General features: G+C 70.3%; 22 protein-coding genes and 1 pseudogene. 11 read left to right on the top strand and 12 right to left on the bottom strand.

The window, feature by feature from the left end:
* Positions 1-321: 321 nt before the first annotated feature.
* Positions 322-591, top strand: coding sequence for a helix-turn-helix transcriptional regulator (locus tag BQ6202_RS15260; protein WP_442855765.1), 270 nt, complete (start codon positions 322-324; stop codon positions 589-591).
* A 479-nt stretch (positions 592-1,070) separates the two neighbouring features.
* On the opposite strand, the gene BQ6202_RS05065 is transcribed toward BQ6202_RS15260, so the two are convergent.
* Positions 1,071-2,426 carry a hypothetical protein gene (locus BQ6202_RS05065; RefSeq protein WP_072313393.1) on the bottom strand — a complete coding sequence of 452 codons (1,356 nt, stop codon included), beginning with the start codon at positions 2,424-2,426 and terminating at the stop codon, positions 1,071-1,073.
* A gap of 141 nt (positions 2,427-2,567) precedes the next feature.
* Here BQ6202_RS05065 and BQ6202_RS05070 point away from each other — a divergent pair.
* Positions 2,568-2,828, top strand: a pseudogene (locus tag BQ6202_RS05070) (hypothetical protein); the annotation flags it as partial.
* A 20-nt stretch (positions 2,829-2,848) separates the two neighbouring features.
* Here the strand turns inward: BQ6202_RS05070 and BQ6202_RS14730 are convergent.
* Positions 2,849-3,646, bottom strand: a complete 798-nt coding sequence (locus BQ6202_RS14730) for a tetratricopeptide repeat protein (protein ID WP_143143647.1) — start codon at positions 3,644-3,646, stop codon at positions 2,849-2,851.
* Positions 3,647-5,110: 1,464 nt separating this feature from the next.
* Here BQ6202_RS14730 and BQ6202_RS05080 point away from each other — a divergent pair.
* Complete coding sequence (locus tag BQ6202_RS05080) at positions 5,111-5,560, top strand: MarR family winged helix-turn-helix transcriptional regulator (RefSeq protein WP_072313929.1); 450 nt, start codon at positions 5,111-5,113, stop codon at positions 5,558-5,560.
* Positions 5,561-5,577: 17 nt separating this feature from the next.
* Here BQ6202_RS05080 and BQ6202_RS14875 read toward each other — a convergent pair whose 3' ends face one another.
* The gene (locus BQ6202_RS14875) at positions 5,578-5,748 is read right to left on the bottom strand and encodes a hypothetical protein (RefSeq protein ID WP_159433615.1); all 171 of its coding nucleotides are present in this window, start codon (positions 5,746-5,748) and stop codon (positions 5,578-5,580) included.
* Between the two features lie 288 nt (positions 5,749-6,036).
* Entirely contained in the window at positions 6,037-6,870 is an 834-nt protein-coding gene (locus BQ6202_RS05085; RefSeq protein ID WP_072313395.1) for an SDR family NAD(P)-dependent oxidoreductase, read from the bottom strand.
* 58 nt (positions 6,871-6,928) lie between these two features.
* Here BQ6202_RS05085 and BQ6202_RS05090 point away from each other — a divergent pair, with 58 nt between their 5' ends.
* On the top strand, positions 6,929-7,522 hold the full coding sequence (locus BQ6202_RS05090) for a TetR-like C-terminal domain-containing protein (protein ID WP_072313396.1): 594 nt from the start codon (positions 6,929-6,931) through the stop codon (positions 7,520-7,522).
* On the opposite strand, the gene BQ6202_RS05095 is transcribed toward BQ6202_RS05090, so the two are convergent.
* Together BQ6202_RS05095 and BQ6202_RS05100 are read right to left on the bottom strand one after the other, a co-directional pair.
* Positions 7,477-8,457 carry a hypothetical protein gene (locus tag BQ6202_RS05095; RefSeq protein ID WP_143143648.1) on the bottom strand — a complete coding sequence of 327 codons (981 nt, stop codon included), beginning with the start codon at positions 8,455-8,457 and terminating at the stop codon, positions 7,477-7,479. The two genes, BQ6202_RS05090 and BQ6202_RS05095, sit on opposite strands and share 46 nt — an antisense overlap.
* A gap of 151 nt (positions 8,458-8,608) precedes the next feature.
* Positions 8,609-10,240 (bottom strand): ribonuclease J, encoded by a 1,632-nt coding sequence (locus BQ6202_RS05100; protein WP_200792220.1) that lies wholly within the window; start codon positions 10,238-10,240, stop codon positions 8,609-8,611.
* A 419-nt stretch (positions 10,241-10,659) separates the two neighbouring features.
* Here BQ6202_RS05100 and BQ6202_RS05105 point away from each other — a divergent pair, with 419 nt between their 5' ends.
* Positions 10,660-11,025: a hypothetical protein gene (locus tag BQ6202_RS05105; protein ID WP_072313399.1), complete on the top strand. Its 366-nt coding sequence runs from the start codon at positions 10,660-10,662 to the stop codon at positions 11,023-11,025.
* Positions 11,026-11,102: 77 nt separating this feature from the next.
* Here the strand turns inward: BQ6202_RS05105 and BQ6202_RS05110 are convergent, their stop codons facing one another.
* Positions 11,103-11,558: a VOC family protein gene (locus BQ6202_RS05110; protein WP_072313400.1), complete on the bottom strand. Its 456-nt coding sequence runs from the start codon at positions 11,556-11,558 to the stop codon at positions 11,103-11,105.
* Between the two features lie 98 nt (positions 11,559-11,656).
* On the opposite strand from BQ6202_RS05110, the gene BQ6202_RS05115 reads away from it, so the two are divergent.
* On the top strand, positions 11,657-12,652 hold the full coding sequence (locus BQ6202_RS05115; protein WP_072313401.1) for a helix-turn-helix transcriptional regulator: 996 nt from the start codon (positions 11,657-11,659) through the stop codon (positions 12,650-12,652).
* A gap of 51 nt (positions 12,653-12,703) precedes the next feature.
* Here BQ6202_RS05115 and BQ6202_RS05120 read toward each other — a convergent pair whose 3' ends face one another.
* Entirely contained in the window at positions 12,704-14,080 is a 1,377-nt protein-coding gene (locus tag BQ6202_RS05120) for an APC family permease (RefSeq protein ID WP_072313402.1), read from the bottom strand.
* A gap of 123 nt (positions 14,081-14,203) precedes the next feature.
* Between BQ6202_RS05120 and BQ6202_RS05125 the strand changes: the two genes are divergently transcribed.
* Together BQ6202_RS05125 and BQ6202_RS05130 are read left to right on the top strand one after the other, a co-directional pair.
* Positions 14,204-14,413 carry a hypothetical protein gene (locus BQ6202_RS05125; RefSeq protein ID WP_072313403.1) on the top strand — a complete coding sequence of 70 codons (210 nt, stop codon included), beginning with the start codon at positions 14,204-14,206 and terminating at the stop codon, positions 14,411-14,413.
* An 80-nt stretch (positions 14,414-14,493) separates the two neighbouring features.
* Positions 14,494-15,726 carry an ATP-binding protein gene (locus BQ6202_RS05130; RefSeq protein ID WP_072313404.1) on the top strand — a complete coding sequence of 411 codons (1,233 nt, stop codon included), beginning with the start codon at positions 14,494-14,496 and terminating at the stop codon, positions 15,724-15,726.
* Between the two features lie 40 nt (positions 15,727-15,766).
* Here the strand turns inward: BQ6202_RS05130 and BQ6202_RS05135 are convergent, their stop codons facing one another.
* The gene (locus BQ6202_RS05135; protein ID WP_072313405.1) at positions 15,767-16,480 is read right to left on the bottom strand and encodes a ZIP family metal transporter; all 714 of its coding nucleotides are present in this window, start codon (positions 16,478-16,480) and stop codon (positions 15,767-15,769) included.
* 174 nt (positions 16,481-16,654) lie between these two features.
* Here BQ6202_RS05135 and BQ6202_RS05140 point away from each other — a divergent pair, with 174 nt between their 5' ends.
* The 3 genes from BQ6202_RS05140 (at position 16,655) to BQ6202_RS05150 (ending at position 19,668) form a co-directional block, all read left to right on the top strand.
* Positions 16,655-17,239 carry a dihydrofolate reductase family protein gene (locus BQ6202_RS05140; protein ID WP_072313406.1) on the top strand — a complete coding sequence of 195 codons (585 nt, stop codon included), beginning with the start codon at positions 16,655-16,657 and terminating at the stop codon, positions 17,237-17,239.
* Between the two features lie 90 nt (positions 17,240-17,329).
* Positions 17,330-17,929 (top strand): PadR family transcriptional regulator, encoded by a 600-nt coding sequence (locus BQ6202_RS05145; RefSeq protein ID WP_072313407.1) that lies wholly within the window; start codon positions 17,330-17,332, stop codon positions 17,927-17,929.
* 53 nt (positions 17,930-17,982) lie between these two features.
* Positions 17,983-19,668, top strand: a complete 1,686-nt coding sequence (locus tag BQ6202_RS05150) for an ABC1 kinase family protein (protein WP_072313408.1) — start codon at positions 17,983-17,985, stop codon at positions 19,666-19,668.
* Positions 19,669-19,686: 18 nt separating this feature from the next.
* Here BQ6202_RS05150 and BQ6202_RS05155 read toward each other — a convergent pair whose 3' ends face one another.
* From BQ6202_RS05155 to BQ6202_RS05165, 3 genes are all read right to left on the bottom strand, one after another.
* A complete protein-coding gene (locus BQ6202_RS05155; protein ID WP_072313409.1) occupies positions 19,687-20,532 on the bottom strand; it encodes an SMP-30/gluconolactonase/LRE family protein in 846 nt (281 codons plus the stop codon).
* A 7-nt stretch (positions 20,533-20,539) separates the two neighbouring features.
* Positions 20,540-22,762 (bottom strand): maltose alpha-D-glucosyltransferase, encoded by a 2,223-nt coding sequence (treS, locus tag BQ6202_RS05160; protein ID WP_072313410.1) that lies wholly within the window; start codon positions 22,760-22,762, stop codon positions 20,540-20,542.
* A 61-nt stretch (positions 22,763-22,823) separates the two neighbouring features.
* A complete protein-coding gene (locus tag BQ6202_RS05165; RefSeq protein ID WP_072313411.1) occupies positions 22,824-25,280 on the bottom strand; it encodes a cell wall-binding repeat-containing protein in 2,457 nt (818 codons plus the stop codon).
* Positions 25,281-25,370: the final 90 nt, after the last annotated feature.

A 25,370-nucleotide genomic window follows, 5' to 3' on the forward strand; every position in this document is an offset into this window, starting at 1 on the left:
GCGAGGATCGCCCCGCCGATAGCGAGGGTGAAGATGACTCGGCGGGGCCGTTGTGGGATGGTCGGCAGGGACATCAGGCGATCTCCCGCTTCGCGTCGGGCTGCTCACCGCACCGCAAGCACGCAGTTCGCCGATAGGACGTGTCGGGCACTCACGGAACGACCGTCGTCGCTACGGCATCCCGCCACGACTGTGCCGCCGATCCAGACGCCGAGCAGTTGCTGCCCGATGTTCGAGGGCATCCGTCGGCGCGGACCTCACGCGCGGTCACGGTTCCTCACCTTTCCTACGTCGCGTCGTCAACGCCGCATTCTCCCGCAGATGCTGATTACTGTGACCCCAACAGACGTCCGTACCAACGAGAGCACACGAGTGCGCACCGACATCTTCGAGAAGACTCCCGGCATCCTGCTCAACAACCGGGAGGTGGCAGCGATGCTTGACCTCAGCGTCAAGACCGTCCAGCGGCGGCGCCAGCGAGGCACCGGGCCGCGCGCGATCCAACGCGAGGGGACCGTCCGCTACCTAGTGCGGGACGTCCCAGACTGGGTGAAGCAGGGCCCTGGGTATGCTGGCCCAATCGCTCGCTAGGCAGCTGGTGCGCAATCCGGTTCGAACCGACGCCTGAAGGGCGCGTTCGCGGGCGCGGGATCTTCCGCGACTTCAATGGTCGTCATGAGGCAAGCGCGACAGCTGAGGGGCGCGCTGCCGCCGCAGGATCACCCATACGCCCTCACCGCCGACCAGGCGGACGCGTTCCGTATGGGCCTCCCAAGATGGCTCGCCTCGCGCGACAAGCCGGGGCCCAGTCCCGACCGCCGCGTGGCCGACATGATTGACCTCACGGTGGTCTGCACCTCCGGCAGTCACCACTGGTACGACGGGCTCGATGAGCTCTGGCAGGTGACGTCTCCCGCGCCCCGCAGCCCCGCGGTTCGGCCGGGCATGCTTCCTGCTCAGAGGGTTTCGATGAGTTCCGCGTGCCGGCGCATGATCTCCCTCGGGGGCGCTGCCGGGGAATCGCGGCTCGATTTTCCTCGAGCAGCGAATCGATTGTCAATTCGCTCGCACTAGACTCCTAATGGCTTCGTGGGCGGTATGTGCACCGTGGCAATCAGGAGGCGAAGTTCCTTGCCGTCGCGTCTGTATCGATTGATCTTCCAACCTTGGACGGCCGAAGCTTCCTCCGCCTCGAAGCCCGGGACTGCCTTCAGCACCGGTAAGTGACGACTATAGGCGGCAACGCGATTCTGCTGTCGGAACAGCAGGAGAAGAACAGCCGCAGTATCAGCGGAGTTGAGGTAGCTGAAAAGCTGAGGGTCCAGGGCCTCGCGAACCACTCTCGACCCAGTGGCCCACTTAGTTTCGGCGATGAAGACGCGCGCTTCGCTAGAGCCATCATCCAGGGCCTTTGCCCTCACTTGAATATCGGTCTTGCCGCGCCTCGAGAAGACCTCGCGGTCTGCTCCCGGGAGTGATGCATGAAGGGTCGCGGCCAGGAGATCGCTCACACGCTCTTCGTCAAGAGCGCTGAACGCCGCGGGATAGCGCTCGACTGCGTTGGCCCAAACACGTATAGCCCGTTGAAGCTCCTCGAAGCTCGCTTCGGCCAGTCGGTCCCGAAACAACGGAGTCGTGACACTGCGTGTCGATTCTGGGTCGATCGATTCAGTCGTCGGTGTCACTTCCGGCGTCTTGAGCCTCCACTCGTTGGGGAACGCGACGCCGGTGGTCACGCTGGAGAATGCGGCCAGTTTCAGCCGTCTCGATTCGAGTGCCTCTTGGGCCAGCTTCGGTAACTTCACGTCGAAGTAGTCAGCGGTCTCTGCTCGAATTGCATCGACTATGGGAATAATGAGCGCTTCGCGATCGTCGTAGATCTTCTGTACTGAAAGCTGGCCGGCATGCACCTGCTCGAGTTCTTCATGCGTTAGGTCGATAGGCGTATAGAGCGCCCAATCATCGTCTCCATCAATCGGACGGACGATCCAGACTGCCTCACCCGCCGCCAAGTAAGGGTGCTCGGAGTCGCGGTCGATGACAGGTACGGAGCACTCGGACGGCCACCTGATCAGCAGACCGGCGGCTCCGAGGATCTGGCGCCTAAACCAAAATCGGGTAAGCGCGGGCCTCGAGCCGTCGTCGTGTGCTGGGCCCCAAAACTCGCCCTCTTGCACACTCCCGTGCCCACCGCCCGCCAGTTCCGGAGACTGTGGCCGGACTGACGCCAAGAGAACGTGCAGCGAACTTTCGATGCGCTCCAGGTCGACGAGCGTCTTGGTGGCGTGGATCGACGAGATAGCTAGTTGCCCGAACTGCGCCAACGTCGGGCCTAGCGGGCGGTGGTCTGCGATGAACTGGGTGAACGGCGGATTCGCCAGCGCATCCCCTAGTAGGTCTGAGATCATGGAGTCAGGAGTCCGCACAGGAACAGTGTGCCCGAAGCCCTTGGGAACCGAACCCACTCGTCAGGAACTCGACGCGTTCGGCGCTCGAAGTCGTTCGTGCGCTTGGCGGCATCAATGCGCAGGAGAAGTCAAGCCCTCGCAGCGCCGCGCGAGGTGTCCATGCTGGAACGGACGCTGAAGCAGTGTGCCGCTGACGTGCTCGCCCCCTTCGACCGGCCCGGCACCTCGAAGGGGCCGACGAAGGCGATCGATGGCGGCCTCGAGCATCTCTGCGGCTCCGTCCTGGGCTGCCGCAACCAGGCCAACTACATCGCCCAATCCCTGCTCGAAGCTGGCGGCTTCGGACCGCCGCTAACCCTGACTTGCGATGAGCCCCTGGTCATCATCTCCGAGATAGCACAACCCGCACTTACTGCATAGAGCAATCTGAAGGTCAACGTTCAGAGGCGATCGCGCCTGGGGGGAAGTCTTGCCACTCTCCGCTGTGATTCGACGTCTCCCGCATCAGCGGCCTGACGGAACCAGTCCCAGGAGGCGAGAGTCTGGCCGTTCATCTCTAAGAGATGGCCAAGGTTCACCATGGAATCGACCTCGCCGCTCTTGGCGGCGCTAATCAAGCAGTCGAGCGCCACCGCGAAGTTCCCGGACCTAGCCTCCAAGATCCCAAGCGCGTCCATGGCCTCCCTGTTTCCTGCATTCGACGCGCGCCGCAGCCAGACCCGGGCCTCATCCCGCCGCCCCAAGGTTGCCGCCACTCGGCCTGCATTGAAAGTGGCGATCGTGTCGTGTTCCTCTGCCGCCTTGATATACCAATGCAGTGCGACCTCCAGCTGGCCATCCTGCTCTGCCATCGCTGCTCGGTTGACCATGGCTGGCAGATACCCCATCGCCGCCGATCGCTCGAGCCACATGATCGCGTCGGAGGCGTTGCTCCTAGCTCGCGCAATAGTTCCTAGGCTGAACATGGCGCCCGAGTGTCCAGCGGAGGCTGCTCGGCGGAACCAATCTTCAGCTGTCGTGGTGTCGGACTGAGTCTGCGCTCGATGAGCCAGCTCGTGCATCGCGCCTGAATGCCCGCGCTCCGCTGCCTTCGAAAGGTGGTGCGCCGCTCCGGGCGCTTGCTGTCGCAACGCAGCGTCGACGCCGCGAGCATAAAGGCCAACTGCTTCTGCATCGTTGGATGGAATGCTAGGCATAATCAAGTTCACATGATCAACGTCGCGAAACTGCGCAGACATCCATTTCCCCTCAATCAGCCGGTCGGCCCATTCGGGTGGGCGCGCTTCCCACGGACACTAGCGCGAATATCTGCCTCGCTTGACCTTCGACTTCGTCTTACCCGATGTGCGTTGCTCGATGAGTCCTTGCGCAGCGCGTCATGGCCGTGGTGGTCAGTCTTCGTGTCCACGCCGTCAGTCTGGTGCTTGTCATACGGCAGCGCAGGGGCGTCGCGATCAGGCTGAGGCAGGTCGAGAACGCCTGGAGCTTACGCTTGCCATCGTCAGTGATTGACAGCATGTCGTGCCCTATCGCTAGACCGGCTCGTCGGTCGTTATCGACCGGCATCCACATGACCCCGTGCTTCTCGTAAGCACAGCGATCGGGTCACACTGCTTGTCGTCGTGGTGGCCGAGCCGCTCTAGACCGCAGAGTCTGCCATGCCGTAGCGAATGTCCTCGCCAGCCCGACAACGGGCATAGAGCCTTGTCAACGTCCCTTCGCAGCTCGCAAGGGCGGGCGAAACGCGGTGGGCAGACCCGCGTTGACCAGGGGGGCAAGCGAAACGCGGTTGCAGTTTGTCGCGTCGTGGGATCCGCAAGCTCCGCCCGGTCGGTTTGTGCTGAGCGGCGACCGAGGTGGCCACAAGCCGATAGATCGCCGCGATCTTCAGCGACGAGGGATCGTGCTGCCCAAATACTGCACTCGCTTCGCGGGAAGTCGCGGGCTGAGGGGCCCAGCGTGCGGCTGCACGGCTTTGTCAGCCAGATCGGGCGCTCGCCGGCCATGCCGGTCGCGAGCGCTTGGTCAATCGAGCTTGCGAGCGTGTTCTAGCGCGGCCAGCCGTTCGGTCACCGATTGCGGACCGACCATCCGTCGAGCCGGTGCAACGCGGAGACAGGGCTGTATTCGGCGCTGCCCTGCAGGCGAGGAGGGCGGTCGCTGTCGATTCCGAAGAGAGGCCCTCGTGCTGCGCATCGGCCGAAATAACGAGCGGAGAAGGTGTCCAAGAATGTGTCCACTTTGAGCGGGATCGGGCGGGATCGTGTAGGCATGGGTGGGGGAGAACGGGCCCGAAACCGGCGGAAAGTAGCGGAATATGACAGTCGAACAGCAGGCAGGGGGTCGGGGGTTCGAGTCCCCCCAGATCCACCAAGAACTCCCGTCTGACCGGGGGATTGGCATCTCCACCGAAGCGAACGCAGCGCGGATCGACACCTACGCGCGTTCGCATGGCATGCTGCCCGCGACATGGTCTCGCTCGGCATCCACCTCAGACATCGGCGCGGTTGGCTGGAACGGGTTGCCCGTGCCCGGTAGGGGCTGTTGTCGATCTGCTTCCACCAGCGACGACGAGCCCCCTGCCCCTCTGCCGAGGTGGCGGGGAACTGCTCGTGCTCACGGAGACGCCGAGGCGCGCACGCGCACCGGGCGGGCTCCAGCGCCAGGCGCGCGCCTAGGATGGAAGCGTGGTGCGCGATGACATGCCCGAGGCGACGGCGGATGTCTTGGCGCTCGAGAGTCAGGTCTGCTTCGCGCTGTCCGTAGCGTCGCGCAGCGTCGTGGCCGCGTACCGGCCGGTGCTCGAGCCTCTCGGCCTGTCCCACCCGCAGTACCTCGTGATGCTGGCGCTCTGGGGTTCGCGCTCGCTCTCGCTGCGCGAGCTGAGCGAGCAGCTGCGTCTCGAGCCGGCAACGCTGTCACCGCTCGTCAAGCGGCTGGAAGCCGCCGGTCTCGTCGCGCGGACCCGGCGAACAGACGACGAGCGCGTGCTGGACATCACCCTCACGACGCAAGGCTCGCGTCTCCGAGAGCAAGCGCTTGCGGTGCCTGCCGAGATGATGGACCGCCTCGGGCTCGACCGATCGGAGCTCGAGCAGTTGCATCGACTGATGACGCGACTGATCGCGACGGTCGACCGAGCGGCCGAGTAGCTCCGCGAGACCCCTCGTCAGCCGTTGGCCGCGACTGCGAAGCCGATGATGGCGGCGGTCGTCCCAAGGACGGTGAAGCCGGCGGCGCAGTACGCGACGACTCTCCATGCGAGCTTGTCGGCAGACGTGAAGTTCTGAGGGTCGCGGTCGTGCGGCCATCGCGGGGCGTCTGCGCTCGGGTGCTCCATGAGCGACTCGTCTCCTTGGTTGCCGTCGAAATGCTTCGTGCCCTAAGCATATCAGGCGCGGTGCGCACTCTCCTTCGATGGCCACGGCCTCGCCCGGTGCGAGCGGGGTGAGGACCTCGGAGATCGTGGTCAGCACCTCGTCCAGGAGGTCGAAGCGGGCGCGGGCGAGCGCACCATCGACGGTCTCGGGCCCGGGGTGCTCCGCGGTCTCGCCACTGCTCGTCGGTGGGACGGTGGCCGACGCTGCCGGCCTAGCCGGGTTCCTGGCGGAAGGGCACCGCCATCCGCTCAGTGCTGCGAGCGAGAGGCCGGGTACCGCGGATCCCGGGCGTAGTCCTGCTCGCGGAGGTCCAGCGCGGCGGCCACCTGCGATGGAGCATCGTCGCCGACGAGGAGGCGGAGGCGCGGATCGTCGACGGCGACGGCGTGCGCGAGGATCGCCGAGGCGGCGTCGGCTGCGCCCGTCCCGCCGCTGAGATCGCTCGCGGGCCACGGCACCTCGGTCGTCCCGAACAGGCTCTGCCGGAGATCGTCGTAGGCACGGGAGGAGTCGCTGAATCGCATGCTGCTGCCAGCCCAATCGGTGTCGAGCGCGCCGGGCTCGACGAGGGTGAGGCGGATGCCGAACCCGCGCACCTCTGCTGCCATGGCCTCGCTGAACGCTTCGAGGCCCCACTTCGTGGCGTTGTAGAGCCCGAGCATCGGCATGGTGCCGACGGCGCCCACGGTCGAGATCTGCACGATGTGCCCGCTGCCCTGGGTGCGCATGATCGGGACGGCCGCTTGGCTGAGCCACAGCGGGCCGAGCAGGTTGGTGTCGAGGATCGCCCGGGCCTCGGCCTCTGTCGCTTCCTCGATGGCGCCGATCAGGCCGAAGCCGGCGTTGTTGACGAGGACGTCGAGGCGTCCCGACGCTGCGGCAGCCAGCTGCACGGCCTCGTGCGCGGCATCCCGGTCGCGGACGTCGAGCCTCTGCACCGCGAGTCGCTCGTGGTCGGGGAGCGAGTGGTCGCCGCGCACGGTGGCGACGACGGAGTGGCCGGCGTCGAGCGCGCCGAGGGTGAGCGCACGACCGAGGCCTCGGTTGGCGCCGGTGATCATCCAGGTCTGCGAATCGGTCATGGGACCACCGTAGCCAATACTGGACGGCGCGTCTCGTTTGAGTCGGTACGATCGTCGCATGGCCCGAGCCCGGACGCGAAGCAAGGTGCACGAGGCTGTGCTGGCGCTCGCTCGCGAGTCTCGCGTGGCGACGATCACGATGGAGGGCATCGCGGCTCGCGCGGGCGTCAGCAAGCAGACGCTGTATCGCTCCTGGCGGAGCACGGGAGCGATCCTGTTCGATGCGCTCCTGGCGCGCAGCCTCGACGACTCGGGCGCGGTGGCGGTGCCCGACTCCGGCGACCTCGCCGCCGACCTGCAGCTGCTCGTGTCGTCGATGGTCGAGGAGCTCACCGAACCGACGCAGGAAGCGCTGCTTCGAGCTGTCACGGCCGAGATCCAGATGGACGAGTCGCTCGGGGAGCTGTTCCGCGAGTCGCTCCTGGCTCCTCAGCTGCGGGGCGTCGCTGCTCGCTTCCGGGTCGCCGGCGTCGAGGATGCGGATGCGGCCGCCGAGCTGCTCGTGGGCGCGGTCTTCCACCGATGGTTGCTGCGCACGCGCGAGTTCGATGGGGCATGGGTGGCGGCGCACGTCGCGCGGGTGATCCGGGCGGTCACGCCCGGCGCTCACAGGCCCGGAGCATCGATCACCGGCGTGTCCCCGGAGTCGTAGACGGGCAGCACGTGCTGCTCGAGCTCCCCGTCCGTCATCGGTCGAAGGCTGCCCGCGAGCGTCGCGATGTCCTCAGCGGTCGCGGGCGACGTGCCTCCGGCTTGCTCTGCATCGAGCTGGCTGGCGGCGTTGATCGCGATGAGCCGTCCGTCGTCGTAGGAGACCGTGGCGGTGCCGTCTGCACGCGCCCATCCCGCGTCGGTCGCCACGCACCACGGCGGCAGCGCATCCGTCGTCGTTCCGTCGGATTCGCCCGGCCGCATGATGGCGTAGCACCAGTCGTCGCTCGCGGGCTCGTCGACGCTCGCCTGCACCAGGATCGTCGCGACAGCACCGGCATCGCTTCGCACCCACGTCATCGCAGACGCGCCGGTCGGGTGGATCCGTGGATTGCTCCAGCCTTCGTGGTCGGTGACGACGGGATGCGCGCCGTCCTCGAGGAAGGAATCGATGGCCTCCTGTCGGTGCTGCGCCGCCATCTCGGCGCGCTGAGCCTCCGCGGCTTCCGCTGATGTCGGCGCGAGCGCGATGACCGCGAGCACGGAGAGCACGGCCGCAGCGCCCACCGCGCGCAGCGGCCACGGTCCGGTGAAGACACCGAGGGCGAGCGCGCACAGCGCGCAGACGAGCAGGTGCGGCGGCAGCCCTGGCAGCCAGGTGAGCGGCGTGAGGGCACCGCTCACGATCCCGTAGGCGCCCACGCCTGCGAGCAGCAGGGTCACTGCGACGCTGCCGAGGACGTTGCGGCGACCGGTCATGGCTGCGGACAGCGCAACCAGGGCCGCGGCCAGCAGCACCGCAGTGACGGGGACCCCGATGAGCATGATGGGCAGCGCGTACAAGCCCAGCATCACCAGAGACGACATCGCGTAGTCCGCGACGAGCATCACCACCGCCGCCGCGGCGATGAGGCCGAGGTTGCGACGCGCAGGCACGCGCTCGCCGCTCGGAGAGGGAACCGCGGCCGCGAGGCGGACCGCTCCTGACTCCTCGCCAGTCATAGGACGGTGCGGCGGATGCGAGGCATGACTGATGCTCCCATCGAGGCCGTCGAGAAGCGAGCGAAGACGCCTCGGTCGCGGCGCGCTACTCCTCGACGGCGATGGTGGTGATCACCGGGTTGCGTCGATGGCGCCGGGTGAGCCATCGAGCCAGGGTCCGCGTGATGACCTCTTCGACGTCGTCGCGGTCCTTGGCGGGCTTGCTGGCCACCACGGCGAGCGCTTCCTCGATCGGCTTGCTCGCGGCCTGCTCCCATCCGGGCTCCGCGACGAATCCGCGACTGAAGAACTCGAGGGGCTCGGTCAGCTTGCCGGTGTCGGGCTGGATGATCGCGAGGACGGTGATCGAGCCCTCCTCGGCGAGCACGCGGCGCTCCGTCAGCGCGTCCTCGGTCGCGACGCCCGTGGTGCCGCCGTCGACGAGCACGAGGTCTGCGGCGACCCGTCCGCTCACCCGTGCCTTGCCGGCGACGAGATCGATCGAGACGCCATCCTCGACGACGAAGACCTGCTCCTCGTCGATGCCGGTCCGCACCGCGATCGCGGCGTTGGCCGTCAGGTGGCGCCACTCGCCGTGCACGGGCAGCACGGCGGTCGGCCGGAGGATGTTGTAGCAGTAGGCGAGCTCGCCGGCGCTCGCGTGCCCGGAGACGTGGACCTTCGCGTTGCCCTTGTGCACGACGTTGGCGCCCCAGCGAGTGAAGGCGTTGATGATGCGGTAGATCGCGTTCTCGTTGCCCGGGATGAGCGAGCTGGCGAGCAGGATGGTGTCGCCCGGGCCGATGTCGATGACGTGCTCCTTGTTGGCCATGCGCGACAGCGCGGCCATCGGCTCGCCCTGCGAACCGGTGCAGATCAGCACGATGTCGGTCGCCGGCAGCTTCTCGAGCACCTTCATGTCGACGACGAGGCCGTCGGGGATGCGGAGGTAGCCGAGGTCGGCGGCGATCCCCATGTTGCGGACCATGGACCTGCCGACGAAGGCGACCTTGCGGCCGTGACGCTCCGCGGCATCGAGGATCTGCTGGATGCGGTGCACGTGGCTCGCGAAGCTGGAGACGACGATGCGGCGCGGCGCGGTGCGGAACACCTGATCGATCGCCGGCGCGAGGTCATCCTCGGGGATCGTGAAGCCGGGCACGTCGGCGTTCGTCGAGTCGACGAGGAACAGGTCGACGCCCTCGTCGCCCAGCCGCGCGAATCCTGGCAGGTCGGTCTTGCGCCCATCGAGCGGGAACTGGTCCATCTTGAAGTCGCCGGTGTGCAGCACGAGCCCAGCGGCCGTGCGGATGGCGACGGCGAGCCCGTCGGGGATCGAGTGGTTGACGGCGAGGAACTCGAGGTCGAAGGGGCCGGCATCGATGCGATCGCCCTCCTTCACCTGCCGCGTCCGCGGCTTGATGCGGTGCTCCTCGAGCTTCGCGGTGATGAGCGCGAGCGTCAGCTTCGAGGCGATGACGGGGATGTCGGCGCGCTCCTTCAACAGGTAGGGGACACCGCCGATGTGGTCCTCGTGGCCGTGCGTGAGGACGATCCCCACGACGTCGGCCAGCCGCGAGCGGATCGCCGAGAAGTCGGGCAGGATCACGTCGATGCCGGGCTGGTTCTCCTCGGGGAAGAGGACACCGCAATCGACGATGAGCAGCTTGCCGTTGTGCTCGAAGACGGTCATGTTGCGGCCGATCTCGCCGAGCCCGCCCAGTGGCGTGATCCGCATGCCGCCCTTCTTCAGGGGCTGGGGCGCGGGGATCTCCAGGTGGTGTCGTGCGGGCTTCGAGGTCTTCGGGTGTCTCATGTCTGCTCTCGATCGGGGGCGCGGTGCGAGCCGCGGGGAAGTCGTTGTCGCTCGGTCGAGCGGAAGGCTCGTGCGTCGCGGGTTCGGGCGGCGGGCGCTCGTGGCACGCTCGGCCGAAGCGCCGATGATCCGCGCGCCTCATCGCCCGACCCTACCCGGGATGACCCAGGTGCTGGCGTTCCGGTCTCATCCGATGGTGTTGTGGCACGCTCTTGCCGAGGGCGACGAGCAGCAGCGCGGCCGCCGTCCACGCCGCACGAGAGGCCGCCCATGCTCCGCTTCCTCATCTCCGTCACGAACGCCGCAGCGGCCGTGACCACCCTCACCGCAGACGGCACATCGTGACCGTCGCTCAGGCATTCGCGGCACGCCTGCACGATGAGCTCGGCTTCCCCGGCGTCGAGCAGGAGACCGGGTTCCGCCTCCTCGAGATGCGACCCATCGGTGACCACGTCGTCGTCATCGGTCGAACGCTCGGCGCTGGCATCACCGTCGGCTTCGCCGTCCACGCGCCGAGCTTCGTCGCGCTCTTCAGCGGCTACGTCGAAGTCGCGGCCAGCGCCTTCGCCTCCGAGCTGCGAGAGCCCGGAGGCTGCGGCGAGCCGCCGCCCCCGCACGTCGCGGCGGAGCTCCAGGCGCGATATCCGGGATGCCAATGGATCACGCCGGTGCAGTCCCTGCACTCCGTGCTGACTGAGGGGCGCTGACGAACCCACGAGCACCTCGCTGCGGGCGCCGTGGCGCGGGCCGCCGCAACCCGCACCACGACAGGCAACACCGTCGCTCAGGCGGCGGTGACGCTCACGCTCCAGGTGACGCCGAAGCGGTCGGTGAGCATGCCGAAGCCCGCGCCCCACGCCGACGCGGCGAGCGGCTCGACGACGACGGCGTCGACCGACAGCGCATCCCAGTAGCCCTGGAGCTCCTCGAGGGTGGCGGCACCGATCGAGACGAACAGCGCCTGATCGGTCACCGTGGTGCCGTGTTCTCGGTGCGTCGCGCCGCCGCCGGCGATCGACCCTCCGGTCTGGCCGGGAATGTCGTAGCCCATCACGCGGAAGCCGCTCTCGGCAGCGACGAGGCCGAACACGACCTTGTCGGCACCGGGCAGCTCCGCAGGCATGCCGAAGTCTGCGTAGGTGTTGATGACGGTCTGGCCGCCGAACACGGACTGGTAGAACTCGAGTGCCTGCCGCGCGTCCCCGCGGAAGTTGAGGTGGGTGGTCGTCTGGATGGTCATCGCTGCTCCTCGGTGTGATCGGCCTGCCTGGCTCGATGCGTCCAGCGTCGCAGTCGTGTAGGTCGACTCCTGTCCTAGACCGCCCCTAGGGTCAGAGCATGACGACGACCTCGCGGTTGCTGCAGGTGCTCTCCCTGCTGCAGGCTCGGCGCGACTGGCCAGGGTCGCTCCTGGCATCCAGGCTGGCCGTCAGCGACCGCACGGTGCGACGCGACATCGACCGCCTCCGCGAGATGGGGTATCGCATCCAGGCCACCATGGGCCCGGACGGCGGCTATCGGCTCGATGCGGGCAGCGAGCTGCCGCCGCTCCTCTTCGACGACGACCAGACCGTCGCGATCGCCATCGCGCTGCAGTCGGCACCCACGCTCGGCGCGGGGATCGAGGAGGCCGCGATCCGCGCCCTCGGCACCATCCGCCAGGTCATGCCCTCGCGGCTCCGCCACCGCCTCGACGTGCTCGAGGTCACGGCGATCGGCCGGCCGGGGGATGCCGCGCCCATGACCGTCTCACTGGACGTCTTGGTCGCGCTCGCGAACGGCATCCGCGACCGGGAGGTCTTGCGCTTCGACTATGCGGCCCGCGACGGAGCCGCCGGCGATGCACGGCAGCCCGTGCAGCCCCGCCGCGCGGAGCCGCACCACCTCGTCGCCTCGCACGGGCGCTGGTACCTCGTCGGCTGGGATCTGGAGCGCGAGGACTGGCGCCTCTACAGCGTGGATCGCGTGCATCCGCGCGTCCCCAACGGCCCGCGCTTCACGCCGCGGTCGGTGCCGGGCGGCGATGTCGGTGCGTTCGTCTCCGCTCGCTTCAAGGGGTCGAGCACGAACGAGTGGCCGTGCCGCGGCACCGTCATCCTGCAGCTCCCCGCCCGCGACGTCCTGCCCTTCGCCGGCGACGGCACGGTCACCGCGATCGACGACGAGACCTCCGGTCTCGAAGCTGGCTCCTGGTCATGGGGAGCCTTGGCCGCGTCGTTCGGGAGGTTCGAGGTGCCCATGCGGGTCGTCGGGCCTCCCGAGCTCGCTGCCGCGTTCGCCACGCTCGCCGAGCGGTATGCGGCGACGGCGCCGGGCGCCTCCACCCAGCCCTGAGCAGCGGGACCGTTCGGCGCTGAGGCCTCGCGCGGTGTGCGCCTCGCTGCGTCAGCGGGGCTCGGTCTCGGGCGCCTCGACCGGCTCCGCCCGAGCGCCCCGGCGCCGCAGGCCGCCAGAGGCGACGTAGGCGATGAGACCCACGATGAGGGCGATCCCACCGAAGAGCCACACGTGCGGCTCCTGCTGCGTGAGGAGCAGGATGCACGAGCCGATGCCGAGCACCGGCACCCAGCTCCAGACGCGGAAGTGCTCGTGCTCGACGCGGTCGCGACGCAGCACGAGCACGGCGATGTTGGTGCTGAGGAAGACGAACAGCAGGAGCAGCACCACCGTCTCGGCGAGCGTGCCGAGGTCGCCGATGAACGTCAGGCCGATCGCGATGGCGGTCGTGACCACGATGGCGACCCAGGGCGTGCGGCGGCGCGGGAGCACGCGGCCGAGGACGGAGGGGAGGAGGCGCTGCTCGGCCATGCCGTAGGTGAGCCGGCTCGCCATGATCATCGTCAGCAGCGCACCGTTCGCGACCGCGATGAGGGCGATGAGGCTGAAGATCCAGCCGGGCACGGGCAGCCCCGTCGCGGCGAACACGTCGAGCAGCGGCGAGGTCGATCCCGACAGCTCGTCGGAGGGCAGCGCGATGGCGCTCGCCAGGCCCACCAGCACGTAGACGACGCCGGCGACAAGCAGCGAGCCGATGAGCGCTCGCGGGTAGACCTTCGTCGGGTTCTGGATCTCCTCGGCCACGTTCGCCGAGGTCTCGAAGCCGACGAACGAGTAGTAGGCGATGATCGCCGCGGCGAGCGTCGCTACCGCCGGGTTCGTGTCCGCAGGGAACTCACCGACGCGGGCGAGGTCGCCGCCGCCGCCGCTCACCATGAGCGCGACGGCGACGATGATGAGCAGCAGGCCCGAGAGCTCGATGATCGTCATGACCACGTTGCTCGCGAGCGACTCGCGGATGCCGCGGGCATTGAGGGCGGCGACGAGCACCAGGAACACGGGTGCGACGATCATCGCGGCCACCGGCACGAGCGACTCGAAGTAGCCCGCGAACGCGAGCGCCAGGCCGGCAGCGCTGACGACGCCCGCCGCGAGCATGCAGAAGCCGACGAGGAACGACACGATCGGGCTCTTGAAGGCGCGCAGCGCGAAGACCGAGGCTCCACCGGCGCGCGGATACTTGGTCACGAGCTCTGCGTAGGAGCCGGCGGTGAGCAGCGCCAGCAGCAATGCGACCAGCAGCGGGAGCCACATCGCGCCTCCGACCTCGCCGGAGAGCTCGCCGGTCAAGGCGTAGACGCCGGCACCGAGCACATCGCCGAGGATGAACACGAACAGCAGCGGGCCGGTGATGCCCCGCTTGAGCTTCGAGGGGGCGTGCTGATCGGTGGCGGCTTCGGACGCCGGTGCATGCGCGTGGGACATCGCATCAGGCTAAGCGATCCGTGGGCAAGGATCGCTTGGAGCCAGAGCAGGTGCACAGGCGACGTACGTCGTCGCGTTCGCTGCAGCGCTGCGTGCTCCGGTCGCTGTGCAAGGGTGGGCGATATGGACGACATCGCGAAGAGGCCGGTCTTCTGGTGGGTGCTGTTCGGCTTCGCGCTGACCGTGGTCGCGCTCAGCGCTCTGCTCCTGATCTTCGACGACGGCAATGGCTCGCTGTGGTTCACGATCATCGGCTCATCCATCACCATGGCGCTGTGCGTTCAGCAGCTGCGCGCCATCCGGCGCCGCGGGCACCGGCCGCCGGAGTCGTGAACGACCGGCGGCTCACCGGTTGCCGATCGGAGCGAGACGATAACTTTACCAAGCGTCCGCGTGCGCGATAAAGTTATCGCGTGCGCACTGCTCAGACGAACCCCTTCAGCCCGGGCGCCGACATCGTGCCGGATGTCTGGGCGGGCCGGACGGAGCAGCTGAGCGACTGGCGCGATGTCGTGCGTCCTCGGCTGATCGCGGGTCTGCCCGAGCGCGGTCGCACGATCCTCGGGGAGCCCGGTCTCGGCAAGTCCTCGCTCGTGCGCCGCATCGCGCAGCACGCCGCAGCAGCGGGGGACTGGGTCACCCCGCAGCTGCGCATCCCCTCGGGATCGGATCCGCTCAAGCTCGTCGCCTCGGCCGTGCTCGCGCTCGCGGAGGAGGCGGGTCTGCCGTCATCGCGGGAGCGACGCATCGCGCAGGCGCTCGCCCGCGTGCAGACGGTCGCGGCGAGCGGCCTCTCGCTGACGGTGCGGGCCCAGGAGGGCCCGGAGCCGCACACCGCGCTCACCGCGCTCCTCGTCGAGGTCGGGCGGGCCGCGGTGGCGCGCGGCACCGTCGCGCTCATCCACATCGACGAGGTGCAGAACATCGCCGACGAGCACGCGCTCTCGCAGCTGCTCATCGCGCTCGGCGACGCGATCACGCACGAGGAGGCGGTCGAGCTGCCCGGCGGCGCGAAGGTGCGCCGCTCGCTGCCCATCGCGGTCTACCTCACGGGGCTCCCCGACTTCGAGGATCGAGCCGGGGCCCACAAGGGCGCGACCTTCGCCCGCCGCTTCAAGACCACGGTGCTCACGGCGATCGACGACGAGGACATCACCGCCGCGCTGCACGGGTTCGTGCTGCCGGGCTGGGAGGTGCCGGACGGCGACGGCGGCACCACGCGCATCCGCATGGAGGACGACGCGGCGGCCGCGATCGTCGACCTGTGCCGCGGAGAGCCCTTCCTGTTCCAGCTCGCGGGCGAGCGCGCCTGGTACGCCAGCCGCGCTGCGGTGATCACCCGCGAGCAGGTCGTGAGCGGATGGCGCGGGGCGCAGCGGGAGGCGGCCGCGCACGTCGAGCGCATCCTCACCCGGCTGCCGCAGCGCGAGCGCGCGTTCCTCGAGGCGATGGCCGCCCTGCCGGCTCGCGTGCGCAAGCTCGGCCGCATCGCCGCGGAGGCCGGGTACGCGAAGACGACGGATGCCGGGCCCACCTCGCAGCGCCTCGACACGGTGCGCGGCATCATCGACCGCGGCAAGCTCTACACGTTCCGCCATCGGGCTGTCGAGGCATACCTCACGAGCGATTGGCCGCGCGCGGAGTGATCGCGCGGTCGGAGGGCCTCTGCGGCTCGACGCGCTGCGATCAGCCGCCGCCCATGAGCGAGAGCCCAGCGGCGACCGCGAAGCCGACCACTGTCGCGAGCCCCGCGCTCTCACGAGCCTTCTCGCGCGCCTCCGGGATCATCGCGTCGATCAGCATGACGAGCAGCGCGCCCGCGGCGATGCCGTCCACGAGGGCGACCGCGAAGCCGGAGGCGGCATCGGCGACCGCGCGGCCCGCGAGCGCCGCGATGACGCTCACCACCGCGACCCCCGACCACAGGAGCAGCACGAAGCGCTTCGAGCGACCGTCGCGCAGCATGTCGGCGGATGAACCGATCGACTCCGGCAGGTTCGACACGAAGATCGACACGAGCAGGGCCAAGCTGACGCCTCCGCCGGTGGCGAGGCCGATGCCGAGCACCGCCTGCTCCGGCACCCCGTCGAGCAGGGCACCGATCGCGAGCGGGAGGCCCGCCGCGCCGCCTCCGCGGCGACCCGACCAGCGCTCGACGAGGCGGTCGGCGGTGAAGTAGGCGAGCGCGCCGATGGCGAGCCCGACCCCGACGCCGAGCGGCCCGCCCTCCTCGAACCCGGCCTCCGCCAGCTCGAACGAGACCGAGGCGACGAGCGCACCGGCTCCGAAGGCGAGCACGATGCCGATCGTGCGATCCGACCAGGATCGGGCGATCGCCAGCACCGCGCCGAGCATGAGCGAGCTCGCGGCGATGCCGCCCCACAGCAGTGCCTCCAGCACTCGTCCTCCTCGAGTCGGTTGCCCCCGAGCGCGCAGGCGCGCGTCGCATGATCGTCGAGGCGATGTCCGTGCGGCAATCCTAGGGATGTCGATCCCCGCCGATCGCGTCCAGCGCGTGACCTGGTGGCGGATCTGTGGGAGCGTCGCCGTGAACGCCCGAGCGAAGGAGCCAGGATGCCGCGGACAGTCGTCTTCAACATGACGGTGAGCATGGATGGGCGCATCACCGGCCCGGCGGGCGAGGGCGACATGGAATGGGTCGTGCCCCACGTGCTCGAGGACGTCGTGCGCGACCAGCTCGACGGCGCGATCCGCTCGGCGACGACCGCGCTGATGGGTTCGGGCAACGCCGAGGGCTTCGCGATCGTGTGGCCGCCCGTCGCCGACGACGAACGCGCGGATGCGCGCGATCGGGCGTTCGCGCGCTGGCTGGATGAGACGGAGAAGGTCGTGTTCAGCTCGACGGGCACATCCACGTGGCGCGACGCGCGCGTCGTCAGCGGTGATGCCGCCGCGATCGTGCGCGACCTGCTGGCAGAGGCCGGTGGGGACATCCTCGTCTTGAACAGCGTCAGCCTCATGCAGGCGCTGCTCGAGGCGGACCTGATCGATCGGATCGACCTCGTCGTCGTCCCAGAGATCCTGGGCGGCGGACGCATGCTCTTCGAGCAGCCGCTCCCGGCCTCCAGCTGGTCGCTCGAGGAGCTCGGCCGGGGCGAGACCGGTGTGCTGGCGCTGCGCTTCCGGAGGCGTCGCTAGCGGCCTCTCGACTTCGAGCGGTCAGCGATATATCGTTCAGTATCGCCGAACACAGATGAGCGGCGGGAACGCTGACCGAAGGGGAATGCCATGCACGGCACGTTCGATGCAGGATTCGATGCTGAGGGATTCGGCCCGAGCGGCGGGCCGCGACGACGGGGCGCTGGCCCCGGTGACCACATGTGGGATGCGATGGAGCAGTTCCGCGAAGCGTTCATGCCGCCCCGCCCCCCGCGTCCGCAGCGGATGGGCCGCGGCGACGTGCGCGCAGCGGTGCTCGCGCTGCTCGCCGAGCAGCCCATGCACGGCTACCAGATCATCCAGCAGATCGAGGAGCGCTCTGGCGGCGCGTGGAAGCCGAGCCCCGGTTCGGTCTACCCGACGCTGCAGCTGCTGACCGACGAGGGGCTGCTGACGGCGACCGAGGCCGACGGGCGCAAGACCTACGCGCTCACCGAGGGCGGCCGCGCCGAGGCCGGCGCCGCAAAGGAGCGCCACGCGCCTTGGCTCGGCGCCGAGGGCGAGCAGCAGCCGCAGCAGGGCCGACGCGACGTCGCGAAGGCGGGCTTCGAGCTCGCGCAGGCGGCGGCGCAGGTCGCGCGCTCCGGCAAGCCCGAGCAGGTCGACCAAGCCATCAGCGTGCTCGACGAGGCGCGCCGTAGGCTCTACAGCATCCTCGCCGAGGGCTGACCCGGGTGCCGACGGCACGTCGGGCACCGGTTCATCGCACACAAGGAGAGCCGATGCCCGACGATCCGCGCACGCGCGCCCGCTACCGGCGCATCGTGCGCTTCGCGGCGGCCCAGCTCGCCCTCCTCTGGTGGTGCGAGGTGGCGCTGCCGCGCATCGGGCTCGGCGCGCTCGCCGCTCGTGGCCGTGGGGCGCGGCTCCAGCGCCTCGCCCGCCGCTTCCACGCGCTCGCCGCCGACCTCGGCGGCCTCATGATCAAGGTCGGCCAGTTCCTCTCGTCGCGACTCGACGTGCTGCCGCCCGAGATCACCGAGGAGCTCGCCGGCCTGCAGGACGAGGTGCCGCCCGTGCCCTTCGCCGACGTGCGCGCGCTCGCCGAGGCCGAGCTCGGCATGCCGCTCGAGCGGGCCTACGCATGGGTCGACGAGGTGCCGCTCGCGGCCGCATCGCTCGGGCAGGTGCACCGCGCCCGACTGGTCGACCTCGATGCCGAGCACCTGGGTTCATCGGATGCGGTGGTCAAGGTGCAGCGCCCGGGCATCGGCGCGATCGTCGACGTCGACCTCACGGCGCTCCGCCGCGTCGGCGGCTGGCTCAGCCGCGTGCGCCTCGTCTCGCGACGCGTGGATGCGCCCGCGCTCGTCGAGGAGTTCGCGCGCACGAGCCTCGAGGAGATCGACTACCTGCACGAGGCGGCGAGCGCCGAGCGCTTCGCCGCCGCCTTCGCGGGCGACGATCGCGTGCGCGCGCCAGATGTCGTCTGGGAGCGCACCACGCGCCGCGTGCTGACGCTCGCCGACGTCGCCTCGATCAAGATCACCGACGTGGATGCGCTGCGTGCGGCGGGCATCGACCCCTCGGCGGTCGCGCACGCCTTCGCCGCGGTGATGTTCGACCAGCTCTTCACCCACAGCTTCTTCCACGCCGACCCGCATCCCGGCAATCTCTTCGTGACGCCGCTCGGCGGTGCCGCCGGGAGCCGCGATTGGCAGCTGACCTTCATCGACTTCGGGATGATGGGGGAGGTGCCCGCGAGCACGCGCAGCGGGCTGCGCCGGCTGCTCATCGCCGGCTCGCAGCGCGACGGCGCGGGGCTCGTCTCCGCGATCACCGAGCTCGGCGCACTGCTGCCGACCGCCGACACCGCGGCGCTCGAGCGCGCGATGACGCAGGCCTTCGCGCGCTTCGGCGGCATGGGGTTCGCCGAGCTCAAGCAGGTCGATCCCCGCGAGTACCGAGCGTTCGCGAGTGAGTTCGGCGAGGTCATGCGATCCCTGCCGTTCCAGCTGCCGGAGGACCTGCTCCTGATCATCCGCGCCGGCTCGCTCACGTCGGGGGTCTGCAGCGCCCTCGATCCGAGCTTCAACGTCTGGGACGCGGCAGAGCCCTATGCCGCAGGGCTGCTGCGCGACGAGGCCGGTGGCGTCGCGCGCTCGATCCTCGACGAGGGGGTCGCCGTCGCACGCATCGCAGCGCGCCTGCCCCGCCGACTCGACGCCCTCGCGACGCGCGTCGAGGAGGGGCGGCTCGAGGTGAGCACGCCGCGGCTGGCGGCGCGCGTCGACCGCCTGCAGCGGACGATCGGCAGGCTCTCGTCGGCGGTGGTCTTCGCCGGGCTGCTGCTGGCGGGCGCGCTCGTGCGCCCGGACGACGTGGTGCTCGGCACCGTGATCATGGTGGGCTCGGCGCTGCCGCTGCTGCAGGCGGGCCTCGGCGCGCTGCTCGATCGGCGGCGCTGAGCGCGAGCGGCGACGCGCTCAGCCGGCGAACGCGCGCACGGGCATGCCCGTGACACCGGGCTCGACGACGAAGAGCGCACCCGACTCGGGCTCGGCCTCGACGTCGATGTCCTCCTGCGAGGTGGTGATGAAGAGCCGATCGAGGTCGTCGCCGCCGAACGTGCAGGCGGTCACCTTCGTCACCGGCAGCTCGACGCGACCGTCGAGCACGCCGTCGGGCCGGTATCGCAGCACCGCGCCGCCGTTCGCGACCGCGACCCAGACGCATCCCTCGGCATCGACCGTGAGCCCGTCGGGCGCGCCGTCATCGGGGAGCGTCGCGAAGGCGCGGCGACCGGTCAGGCCCCGCCGCGCGTCGTAGTCGAAGACCGCGATCGCGCCCGTCTCGGTGTCGTCGTAGTAGGCGAGCGAACCGTCAGGGCTCCACTCGAGGCCGTTCGAGATCGTGACGCCCGCGAGCACCCGCTCGACCTCGCCCAGCGGATCCAGGCGGTAGAGGGATGCGGCGCCCTTGGTCTGGTCGTAGGCCATCGAGCCGCAGTAGAACCGACCGTCGGGGTCACACCCGCCCTCGTTCATGCGCACCGTCGGCGACGACCACAGCTCCCGGAGCGCCCGCACGGAGCCGTCGGGCTCCTCGAGCGCGAAGCCGCGCTCGACGCCGATGACCGCTCCGCCGCCGAGTCGAGGCCGCACCGCCGCCGCGACCGTGCCGACGTGCCGGCGCTCGACGCGACCGCCCTCGCCGAACGAGAGGATGTCGCCGGCGAGCATGTCGACCCAGCGCAGGCCGCCCCAGCCCTCGGACCAGCAGGGGCCCTCACCGTGATAGGCGATCGGGTCGGTGATCTGCTCGGCGCGCATCCCCGGGTCAGCGCTCCTGCGCGAGCGGCTCGATCGTCAGGAAGAGCCCGCCGTAGGGCGGCAGGCTGACGCTGAAGCTGTGCAGGTCGTCGACGGTGCCGATGCTCTCGCCCTTGGCGGCGTCGATCACCTCGCACTGCGTGGGCAGCGCCTCGGAGTGCACGGTGCCCTCGACCTGATCGCGCGAGAAGTTGAGCACCGTCACCTGCATCCGCGCATCCTCGGCGCTCTGGTCGCCGTCGTCGAGGCGGTGCACGAGCACGAGCATGCCCGGATGCGCGACGTGCGGCACGTCGAGCTGCGTCGCCGTCGCGATGCCCTCCTCGCGCCGGATCGTCAGCACCTCGGCCAGCCCGTTGACGAACGAGTCGGGCTGCTCGATCTGCACCGGCAGCGAGCCGTAGAGCGAGCGGCCGCGCGGCATGCCCGCCGCCGAGGTCACGGCGTCCGGGGATGCGTCGAGCAGGTCGTGCGCGCCGCGCTCGATCCAGCGGGTGTCGCCGGAGTCGATGAGCTCGGCGACCTCGTCGGCCGGCACCGTCAGCATGCCGGTGAGATCCCAGCCCGAGAGCGCGAAGACGCCCGGCTGCCAGGCGTTGTACTTGGCGAGCAGCAGGTGGGCGTCGCGGATGCCGGGGATCGCCTCCTCGGTGATGTCGTCGAGGTGCTCGAAGCCCTGCGTCGCGGCGATGAGCGAGGTCGTGGTGCAGGCGATGCCGTTCTGCGTGAAGACCCGGTTGTAGTCGGCGGTGCCCGTCAGCGCCTCCGTCAGCTCTGCGCGGATGACCTCGGCGAGCTCGCCGCCCGTGATCTCCTCGTGGCGGAAGGGGTAGACGTCGTCGCGGTGCCGCGTCGCCCAGTGCACGAGCTCGTAGGTGAGCTCGTCGTGGTTCTGCAGGCCGTGGACGAGGCCGACGGGCTCGACGCCCAGCTCGAGCGAGGTCATGAGCGTCAGGCGGAGGAACTCGGTCTCGCCGGTCGCCAGCGCGTGGTGGTAGCCGGGCCGGCTGACGAAGTCGTAGGACAGGTCGGCGCCGACCGCGCTCGTGTCGCGGATGTCCTCGATCGTGAGGTTGAGCTCCTGGAAGGTGAAGCCGCCCACCTTGCGCACCATGCCGGCGATGATGTGGTTCGCCGCCTGCGAGAGCGGGTGACCCTCGGACCACGCCGGCAGGCCCTCGGCGCTCTTCTCGACGCCGAGGAAGCCGTTGGCGTCGAGGCGCAGCGCACTGGTGCCGAGGTCGCCGAGCGAGTGCAGCGCGTCGCCGATCACGAGGCGCATGCCGGCGAACGTCGGGTCGAGCCAGTTGATCGAGGGCTGGCCCTGCTTGAAGTAGTGCAGGTAGACCCAGCGGCGCTGCACCCCGTCGACGCCGAGCACCGGCGCCGTGGCGCTCCAATTGGTCTCCTTCACGCCGGGCATGTAGAAGATGACGCGCTGCAGCTCGCCGATGATGTAGCCGCGGTCGCTCAGCTCGCGCTCGCTCGCGGCGTCGAGGTTCTCGGCGTCGCGCCCCTCGCGCACCTCGGGCAGCAGGTGCCAGTCCTCCGGCGGGATCTCGACCATGTGGTAGATGCCGGGGTAGTCCTTGAAGGCCATCTCGGCGAGCCGGAAGTCGGCGCCCTTGCCCGTGTGGCCTGGAACGATGTCGTCGATGACGCTGCCGCCATGCGCATCCGCCACGTCGGAGAGGCGTCGGAATGCCTCCTCGTCGCCGAACGCGGGGTCGATCTGCGTGCTGATGCGATCGAAGTGGCCGTCGACGCTGGGCGTCTCGCGCCAGTCGGTGATGCCGCCGGCGCGCTTGACGGGGCCGGTGTGGAGGCCGGTGATGCCGATGTGCTCGAAGGCGGCCCACAGCGCGTCGTCGCCGAGCGCCTCGAGGAAGGACTGGCCGGGCCGCGTGATCAACGAGATCGGGTAGGCCGTGAACCAGACGTCGGTGACGCCGATCGCCCGGCGGGCGTCGGGCCGGGCGTAGGGGTTGCGCCACATCGACGGCTGCCCGGAGAGCTGCCGGCCGAGCACGTCGGCATCCTTGAGCATCGACTGCCGCACGAGCCACTCGACGTAGGAGGGGTTCGAGGCGTTCGCCGTGCGCGGATCGTTGCTGAACCGCCTCAGGCTGCCACCGCGGATCTGATCTCGCGGGCGCAGGCGTCGGGGACGAGCGGGGTATCGCTGCTCGTCGTAGGAGATCTCGGTGCTGTGCTGGTCGGGCGCATCCACGCCTGCAGTCCTATCACGCCCGCGCCCGCTGCCGGTGTGCACCGGGCCGGTGCGGGCTGGGTCAGCAGAGCTCGCGGCGGGTGATGTCGTGCGACAGGGTGGTCTGGCTGCCGAGCAGCCAGACCCCGGGGCCGCCGAGCCGCGTGTGGGCGTCGAGGATGTGCGGCGACAGGCAGGTGCTCGGCGTGAGGTAGAGCGGGGCGCCGCGCATGCCCGCCACGGCGCCCGCCGCGAGCGCATCGGGGAAGTCCTGGCCGCTCGCGACGTAGAGCGCCGGAGGCGTGGCACCGAAGGCGCGGTTCACGAGCGCTGCGGTCTCGTAGCGGTTGCTGCCCTGGATGCGCGTGAGCGTGCGGCCCTCGCGCAGCGCCTCGCTCTGCTCGGCGCTGACGCTCGGGAGCCCGCCGACCAGGATCACGCGGCTCGTGCCGAGGGTGTCGAGCACCCCGAGCGTCGCCGGGTCGGCCGCCCGGCCCGCGAGGCCGTTCACGATGAGCACGGGTGCCGCAGCGCGCGCGGCCGCTGGGGCAGAGGCGAGCGCGTCGGCGAACAGGCGGCCGCTCGCGACATACGCGGTCGGCGCGCCGTCGGGGAAGGCGAACGCTGCGATGGCGGCACTGGTCTCGTAGCGGTTCGCGCCGCCCAGGCGCCGCACCGGCGCGATCTCCGCGAGCTCCTCCTCGACCGCCGCCGAGACCGACGCGGTGCTGCCGGTCAGCACGATGCGCGTGGGGCGCAGCCGCTCGAGCTCTGCCCTCGTCGCATCGGGCAGCCAGCCGTTCGCGGTCAGCAGCAGCGGAGCGCGGCGGTGCGCGGCAGCCGCCCCGGCGCCGAGCGCGTCGGCGAAGCCCTGGCCGCTCGCGACCCACACCTCGGTCGCGCCGCTCGGGTGGCCCTGGCGGGAGACCAGCGCCGCGGTGTCGAAGCGATTGACGCCGGCCAGGCGGGAGGGTGTCGGCATGGTGAGCGAGGCGTCGGTCATGATCGTCGCGCCGCTGGCCCGCAGGGCGGTCTCCATGTCGACCCAGCTGCACCGGTTGATGCCCACGTCGTAGCCGGAGGCGGAGATGATGCCGAGCGCGAAGACGCCGCCCTCGGGGCGTGCCCGGAAGGCGGGCCCGCCGCTGTCACCCGGCAGGCACGCGTAGCCGGCGCTCGTCGCCGGCGCGCTCGACGTCGCGCGGTAGATCGAGCAGGCCCAGTAGCCGAAGTCGAAGCAGCCCGCGGGCTCCGACGTGCGGGTCGCGGTGCGCTCGCCCTGGCGCGCGCCCGAGAAGTCGACGCGCTGGCCGGGACCGATCAGCGTGGCACCGTGCACGGGCGCCTCGCCGGAGCCCAGGCAGGCACTGCCGCGCCACATCGTCGGCCGCGCGGCGGCCGTGCGGATGACCATCGTGTCGATCCGGCTCGAGCTCGTCAGGAGGTTCTGCGAGACGGTGCCGATGGGTGCGCCGCTGCCCGTGCCGCAGAGCGCCGAGGCGTGGCCGCTCACGACGGCCATGCCGTTGCCGCCGCTGCGGCCGGGGCAGTGGCCGGCGCTCATGACGGCGGGGGCGCCGTCGGCTAGGCGGACCGCGAAGCCCGTCGTGCAGGCGAGGCCCAGGAGGCCGCCGCCTGCGCCGACGCGCACGGCGTTGCCGCCACCCCAGCCGTCGGTGTCGTGCAGGCGGCTGACGGCGGTGTCGGCGCGGTCGGCGATGAGCTCGATCGGCACCGCGAGCGCCTCGAGGCCGAGCGCGGTGACGAGCTCGGCGGCGGCCGGCGCTGCGGCCTCGCCCTCGGTGGCCTCCGGCAGTCGCTGGATCGAGCCGCGCGCAGCGGGCGCCTGCCGCGCGAGCGTCGCGGCGTCGACCCCGATGCGCAGCGAGCCCGCGCGGTGGTCGATGGCTGCCGAGACGACGCCCTCGGCGGCCCCCGTCGTGGCGAGCACGCGGTCGAGGCTGTCGCAGAGGACCCGCAGCGGCTGCTCGGCACGCCCCACGACCACGACGTCGGCTGCCTGCACGAGACCGCGCGCGTCGGCGGGGAGCGCCGGCATGACGGCCGCTGCGAGGCGAGCGGCAGCGCCCGGCTGCGTCTCGACGACGTCGAGGCCCACGACCTCGCCGGCGGCGTCGTGGCGAGGCTCGGCACCGGCCAGCTCGCTCTCCCCGGCGGTGAGCAGCGCATGCTGGAGCGTGCGCATCGCGGCGGTCCGCGCGACGGCGGGGTCGCCGGCGGGATCCACGTCGACGGGCACGATCGCCGAGCGCATCAGGCACGCGTCGATCGCGGTCGGCGTCGATGCCGCGGGCGCGGCTGCGCCGATCTCGGCAGCGGTGCCGGTCGACGCCGACGCGCTCGGCAGCGGCGCCACGAGCAGGCTGCCGAGCACGGCGGCTGCGCTGACCAGCGCCAGCGCTGCCTGCCTCCAGGGCGATCGGGAGTGCCCGGACAGCACGGGCGAGGCAGGGCGCTCGGGCACCGCAGGGCGCTCGGGCACCGCAGGGCGCCCGGGCAGGGCGGGTCGCACGGGCATCGTGACTCCTCTGTGCGCGCACTCCACCGTGCAGCGCTGCGTCCGCAGGTTACCCGCCAGCGGCGATCGACCGTGGGGGCAGCGGTCGCG

The organism is Agrococcus sp. Marseille-P2731, from assembly GCF_900117395.1.
Classification (GTDB): domain Bacteria; phylum Actinomycetota; class Actinomycetes; order Actinomycetales; family Microbacteriaceae; genus Agrococcus.

Coding starts and splice junctions, on each gene's coding strand:
- BQ6202_RS05165 (WP_072313411.1), bottom strand. CDS start 25,280: ATGCCCGTGCGACCCGCCCTGCCCGGGCGCCCTGCGGTGCCCGAGCGC.
- BQ6202_RS05140 (WP_072313406.1), top strand. CDS start 16,655: ATGCCGCGGACAGTCGTCTTCAACATGACGGTGAGCATGGATGGGCGC.
- BQ6202_RS05085 (WP_072313395.1), bottom strand. CDS start 6,870: ATGACCGATTCGCAGACCTGGATGATCACCGGCGCCAACCGAGGCCTC.
- BQ6202_RS05090 (WP_072313396.1), top strand. CDS start 6,929: ATGGCCCGAGCCCGGACGCGAAGCAAGGTGCACGAGGCTGTGCTGGCG.
- BQ6202_RS05110 (WP_072313400.1), bottom strand. CDS start 11,558: ATGACCATCCAGACGACCACCCACCTCAACTTCCGCGGGGACGCGCGG.
- BQ6202_RS14875 (WP_159433615.1), bottom strand. CDS start 5,748: ATGGAGCACCCGAGCGCAGACGCCCCGCGATGGCCGCACGACCGCGAC.
- BQ6202_RS14730 (WP_143143647.1), bottom strand. CDS start 3,646: ATGTCTGCGCAGTTTCGCGACGTTGATCATGTGAACTTGATTATGCCT.
- BQ6202_RS15260 (WP_442855765.1), top strand. CDS start 322: ATGCTGATTACTGTGACCCCAACAGACGTCCGTACCAACGAGAGCACA.
- BQ6202_RS05145 (WP_072313407.1), top strand. CDS start 17,330: ATGCACGGCACGTTCGATGCAGGATTCGATGCTGAGGGATTCGGCCCG.
- BQ6202_RS05155 (WP_072313409.1), bottom strand. CDS start 20,532: ATGCGCGCCGAGCAGATCACCGACCCGATCGCCTATCACGGTGAGGGC.
- BQ6202_RS05150 (WP_072313408.1), top strand. CDS start 17,983: ATGCCCGACGATCCGCGCACGCGCGCCCGCTACCGGCGCATCGTGCGC.
- BQ6202_RS05125 (WP_072313403.1), top strand. CDS start 14,204: ATGGACGACATCGCGAAGAGGCCGGTCTTCTGGTGGGTGCTGTTCGGC.
- BQ6202_RS05120 (WP_072313402.1), bottom strand. CDS start 14,080: ATGTCCCACGCGCATGCACCGGCGTCCGAAGCCGCCACCGATCAGCAC.
- BQ6202_RS05100 (WP_200792220.1), bottom strand. CDS start 10,240: ATGCGGATCACGCCACTGGGCGGGCTCGGCGAGATCGGCCGCAACATG.
- BQ6202_RS05115 (WP_072313401.1), top strand. CDS start 11,657: ATGACGACGACCTCGCGGTTGCTGCAGGTGCTCTCCCTGCTGCAGGCT.
- BQ6202_RS05080 (WP_072313929.1), top strand. CDS start 5,111: ATGCCCGAGGCGACGGCGGATGTCTTGGCGCTCGAGAGTCAGGTCTGC.